The sequence below is a fragment of the Mesorhizobium sp. M7A.F.Ca.CA.002.09.1.1 genome, assembly GCF_003998555.1.
Classification (GTDB): Bacteria; Pseudomonadota; Alphaproteobacteria; order Rhizobiales; family Rhizobiaceae; genus Mesorhizobium; species Mesorhizobium ciceri.
This window is the reverse complement of record NZ_RZRR01000399.1, coordinates 1-4,899: the sequence shown is the minus strand read 5'-3', so window position 1 is coordinate 4,899 and position 4,899 is coordinate 1. Positions and strand designations below refer to the sequence as shown.

The 4,899-nt window shown below is 62.9% G+C and carries 7 protein-coding genes; 4 read left to right on the top strand and 3 right to left on the bottom strand.

Going from position 1 to position 4,899, the window contains the following annotated elements; all coding sequences use genetic code 11:
• Window positions 1-94 precede the first annotated feature (94 nt).
• The 3 genes from EN994_RS17940 to sufA all read left to right on the top strand — a co-directional run bounded on the left by EN994_RS17940 (window position 95) and on the right by sufA (window position 2,231).
• A complete protein-coding gene (locus tag EN994_RS17940; protein WP_127307691.1) occupies window positions 95-1,336 on the top strand; it encodes a cysteine desulfurase in 1,242 nt (413 codons plus the stop codon).
• Between the two features lie 21 nt (window positions 1,337-1,357).
• Window positions 1,358-1,750 carry an SUF system Fe-S cluster assembly protein gene (locus EN994_RS17935; RefSeq protein ID WP_013532157.1) on the top strand — a complete coding sequence of 131 codons (393 nt, stop codon included), beginning with the start codon at window positions 1,358-1,360 and terminating at the stop codon, window positions 1,748-1,750.
• A gap of 100 nt (window positions 1,751-1,850) precedes the next feature.
• Window positions 1,851-2,231: a Fe-S cluster assembly scaffold SufA gene (gene sufA / locus EN994_RS17930; protein ID WP_013532156.1), complete on the top strand. Its 381-nt coding sequence runs from the start codon at window positions 1,851-1,853 to the stop codon at window positions 2,229-2,231.
• Between the two features lie 184 nt (window positions 2,232-2,415).
• Here the strand turns inward: sufA and EN994_RS17925 are convergent, their stop codons facing one another.
• Complete coding sequence (locus tag EN994_RS17925) at window positions 2,416-2,913, bottom strand: GFA family protein (RefSeq protein ID WP_013532155.1); 498 nt, start codon at window positions 2,911-2,913, stop codon at window positions 2,416-2,418.
• A gap of 90 nt (window positions 2,914-3,003) precedes the next feature.
• On the opposite strand from EN994_RS17925, the gene EN994_RS17920 reads away from it, so the two are divergent.
• Window positions 3,004-3,327 carry a TfoX/Sxy family protein gene (locus EN994_RS17920; protein ID WP_063167810.1) on the top strand — a complete coding sequence of 108 codons (324 nt, stop codon included), beginning with the start codon at window positions 3,004-3,006 and terminating at the stop codon, window positions 3,325-3,327.
• Window positions 3,328-3,396: 69 nt separating this feature from the next.
• On the opposite strand, the gene EN994_RS17915 is transcribed toward EN994_RS17920, so the two are convergent.
• On the bottom strand, window positions 3,397-4,314 hold the full coding sequence (locus EN994_RS17915) for a pseudouridine-5'-phosphate glycosidase (RefSeq protein ID WP_063167811.1): 918 nt from the start codon (window positions 4,312-4,314) through the stop codon (window positions 3,397-3,399).
• Between the two features lie 74 nt (window positions 4,315-4,388).
• Window positions 4,389-4,899, bottom strand: a 511-nt coding sequence (locus EN994_RS17910) for a PfkB family carbohydrate kinase (protein WP_245466043.1), incomplete at its 5' end; no start/stop codon positions are given.

Sequence of the window (4,899 nt, the reverse complement as noted above, 5' to 3'; positions counted from 1 at the left end):
ACCTTCTCCCCTTGTGGGAGAAGGTGGCCGAGCGAAGCTCGGTCGGATGAGGGGTGTTGGAAGGATCTCGGCCTTGGCCGGCAAGGACTTTGAAATGGACCAGAAACTCGAAAACATTCCCTACGACGTCGAAGCGATCCGCCGCGATTTCCCGATCCTGTCGCGGGAAGTCTATGGCAAGAAGCTGGTCTATCTCGACAATGGCGCCTCGGCACAGAAGCCGCAGGCGGTGCTCGACGCTGTCCAGCACGCCTACAGCCAGGAATATGCCAACGTCCATCGTGGCCTGCATTTCCTGTCCAATGCCGCGACCGACGCCTACGAAAAGGCGCGCGAAACGGTACGCCGTTTCCTCAACGCGCCAAGCACCGACAACATCATCTTCACCTCGAACACGACCTCGGCCATCAACACCGTGGCCTATGGCTATGGCATGCCCAACATCGGCGAGGGCGACGAGATCGTGCTGTCGATCATGGAGCACCACTCCAACATCGTTCCCTGGCATTTTATCCGCGAGCGGCAGGGCGCCAAGCTGGTCTGGGTGCCGGTCGACGATCTCGGCGTCCTCCACATCGAGGAATTCGAAAAACGGCTGACCGACCGCACCAAACTGGTCGCCGTCACGCAGATGTCGAATGCGCTGGGCACGGTGACGCCGATCAAGGAAATCGTGCGCATCGCGCATGCGCGTGGAATTCCCGTCCTCGTCGACGGCAGCCAGAGCGCCGTGCATATGCCGATCGATGTGCAGGATCTCGACTGCGACTTCTTCGTCTTCACCGGGCACAAGGTTTATGGCCCTTCGGGCATCGGGGTGCTCTACGGCAAGAAGGACATTCTCCAGGGCATGCGCCCCTTCATGGGCGGTGGCGAGATGATCGAGGAGGTGACGGAAGACATCGTCACCTACAACGAGCCGCCGCATCGTTTCGAAGCCGGCACGCCGCCGATCGTGCAGGCGATCGGACTGGGTGCCGCGCTCGACTATATGGAAACGATCGGCCGCGAGCGCATCGCCGCGCATGAGGAAGACCTCAAGACTTATGCGCATGAGCGGCTGCGCGCCATCAATTCGCTGCGCATCTTCGGCGATGCGCCCGGCAAGGGCGCCATCATCTCGTTCGAACTGCAAGGCATTCATGCGCACGACGTGTCGATGGTGATAGACAGGCAGGGCGTTGCTGTCCGCGCGGGCACCCATTGCGCCCAGCCGCTGTTGAAACGTTTCGGCGTAACCTCCACATGCAGGGCATCGTTCGGCATGTATAATACCAGGGCCGAAGTCGACGCTTTGGCCGAGGCGCTTGAGAAAGCGCGCAAATTCTGCGGATGACGATTTGTTTGGGTGACGACCATGGATGATGCAAGCATCGCTGCCGAGACCACCCCGGAAACCGCGCCCAATGCGCTGGTTTCGGGATCGGCCATTCCAGCCGACGAACTGGCGCGGTTGACCGACGACATCGTATCGGCGCTGAAGACGGTCTACGATCCGGAAATCCCGGCCGATATCTACGAACTCGGCCTCATCTACAAGATCGACATCGAGGACAATCGCTCGGTCAAGATCGACATGACGCTGACCGCTCCCGGCTGCCCTGTCGCCGGCGAAATGCCCGGCTGGGTCGAAAATGCCGTCGGCGCCGTCGAAGGCGTGTCCGGCGTCGAGGTCAACATGACCTTCGACCCGCCATGGTCGGCCGACCGCATGTCGGAAGAGGCGCAGGTGGCGGTGGGCTGGTACTAGCGTCAAGCCTGGCACACTTGCGCGAGGGATAAAACTTCACCATTTTAGGTGAGGAATCATTCGGCAGGCCTTGAACCTGCATGGAATGGAAGGAAAAAGAATGGGACGCTTCGCCGTCATCACCATGACCGAAAAGGCCGCCGACCGGGTGCGCGAGATCGTCGCCACCCGCGACAACGCGCATGGCATCCGCCTCGGCATCAAGAAGGGCGGCTGCGCCGGCATGGAATATACGGTCGATCTGGTGACCGAGCCCAACACCAAGGACGACCATATCGAGCGCGACGGCGCTCATGTCTATGTCGCGCCCGAGGCCGCGCTATTCCTGTTCGGCACCGAGATGGATTTCGAGCAGACGACGCTGCGCACCGGCTTCACCTTCCACAACCCGAACCAGAGCTCGGCCTGCGGCTGCGGCGAATCCGTCGAACTGAAGCCGGCCGACCTGAAGGCACTGGCAGAGGCACGCGCTTCGGCCTGATTTTTTCCTTCGCCCCGTTTACGCGGAGAAAGTGTCACGAAGTGACGGATGAGGGGCAGCGCCAGCCTCTCCAGAGTTAGCTCCGCCCAGCCTGCCGGCGTACGTCGTTAGAAAATCCAAGCAATTGGCTTTTCGTTCGCTGCGCGGATCACTCCTCACCTCCCCGTAAACGGGGCGAAGAAACTCACTCCACCCACATGCCCGTCCGCTTGTGCCAATCGGCGATCGATTCCTCGGGATAGACGTCGAAGACCTTGTCGTGCTTGCCAACCACCGGCTCGACCCAGTTCGCCTTGTATTTCAGCATCAGGTGCACCTTGCTCTGTGGGATGGGCAGGTCGCTGTCGATCGCCGAGGCGAAGGGATGCACAAGCTCCGGCCAGGTTGGATCGTAGAGCCAAAGGGCTGAGCCGCATTTCTTGCAGAAATTGCGCTCGCCGGTTGAGATTTCGCAATGCGGATGCTCGTCGTCCTCGATCTCCGCCCGAAAGACGCCGAGGCTGCGCTTGCCCCTGATGTTCAGTGTCTCGTTGTCGGCACCGAGATTGATGGCAAACCCGCCGCCGCCCTGCTGCTTGCGGCAGATCGAGCAGTAGCACAGCATGAATGGCGCCGGCGTGTGGCTCTCCACCTCGAAACGCACGGCATTGCAGCGACAGGACCCTTTCAGCAGAAGCGGCATGGCGGGAAAACTCCGATACCTCTCTCAACCTGTCAGCATGATTTTGGTTGCGGCGATGACAAGGCCAGATGCCGGTGACATGATCGCGGCATGGACAATGAACGCATCGCCGAACTGTTCGAGGGTCTCGGCCCTGTCAGCATCCGCAAACTGTTCGGCGGCAAGGGCATCTATTTCGACGGCGTCATCGTCGCCATCGTGTTGCGTGGCGAATTGATGCTGAAAGCCGACGAGCAAAGCGCGCCCGAGTTCGAGGCCGCCGGCTGCACGCAATGGACCTATACCGGCTCGCGCCACGGCAAGCTGGTCGCCATGCCCTACTGGAGCGTTCCCGACAGCGCTTTCGATGATCCCGAGGAGATGGCGGCCTGGGCACGCCGGGCGTATGAGGCGGGGCGGCGGGCGGGGAAGTGAATGCCAACCTTCTTGGCACAGCGGAGGGACAGCACCCCCCTCTGTCCCGCCGACCTTGGAGGCCGTGCCCTACAATGCCCTGGCTATCCTCGCCGCCAACCTTGCATTGTTTTCCACCAGCGCGATGTTGGTCTTCAGGCTCCTGCCGCCGGTCAGTTCGAGGATCTTTCCCAGCAGGAATGGCGTCACTGCCTTGCCGGTGACATGTTGTGCCTCGGCGGCCTTCTGCGCGGCGTCGATATAGCCCGCCATCTCCGCAGCCGGGATTTCCTGGTTTTCCGGCACAGGATTGGCAATCAGCATGCCGCCAGCAAGCCCAAGTGCTGCCCTCGTCTGGTAGAAATGCGCGATCTCTTCCGGCTCGTGCAAGGTCAGCGGCGCGCGGAACGGCGATTGCCTGGACCAGAAGGCCGGCATCGTCTCGCAGCCATGGCCGATCACCGGCACGCCGCGCGTCTCCAGCACTTCCAGCGTCTTTTCGATGTCGAGGATCGCCTTGGCGCCGGCCGAGACGACAATCACCGGGGTGCGCGCCAGCTCGTCGAGATCGGCGGAAATGTCAAAGCTCTTTTCGGCGCCCTTGTGCACGCCGCCGATGCCGCCGGTGGCAAACACTTTTATGCCGACCATATGCGCCGCGATCATCGTGGCGGCGACCGTGGTGCCGCCGGTGCGCCCTTGCGCCACGGCAAAACCGAGATCGGCGCGCGACAGCTTCATCGCGTCGCCCGTCATCGCCAGCGATTCGCGCTCGCCGTCCGAAAGCCCGATCTTGATGCGGCCGCCAACCACGGCGATCGTCGCCGGCACGGCGCCGCCATCGCTGATGATCTTTTCGACATCGGCCGCCATGGCGCCATTGTCGGGGTAGGGCATGCCATGGGTGATGATGGTGCTTTCCAGCACCACCACCGGCCGGCCGTCGGCCAGGGCCTGCGCCACCGGCGCGTGGATGTCGATGAAGGGGCGGGCGGTCTCAGGGGTCATCAAGGTCTCCTATCCGGAATGCGGCGCGTCCGTCGGACGCTCGGCAACATCGCGGCACTATGAATTCGCCGGTCTCATGCCATTTCCCTGGCATCCGGCACAAGAGCCAACGCTTCCGCGAAGCTCGCCGCGGTGAACTCCGGAACGGCGGCGGCGCTTTCGATGGCAAGCGTCGCCCCGGCAATGCCTTCGCGCAGAGCTGCCCGCAACGGCAGTCCGCGCAGCAAGGCAGCGACCGTTGCGCCTGCCAGCGCATCACCGGCGCCGGTGACGTCGGCGACCTTTCTTGGTGGCGGCGGCAGGATAGAGAAGGCGCCGGCTTCATCGAAGCCCAGCATGGGCCCGCCGCCTGCCGTCACCACGCCGCTGACGAGGCCGCTGCATCGCAACCCGTCGACGACCTCGCGCTCCGTGGCATTCGCGGCGACGCCGGCCAGCGCCATGGCCTCGCGCCGGTTCATGAAGACCAGCGAAAGCTCCTTCAGCACCGGTAGCAACCGCACCACCTTGGCCGGCGAAATGGCAATCGCGAAAACCGGCTTGCCCGCAGCGAGCGCGACCAGCCGTTCCAGCGCCGAAGAGGGC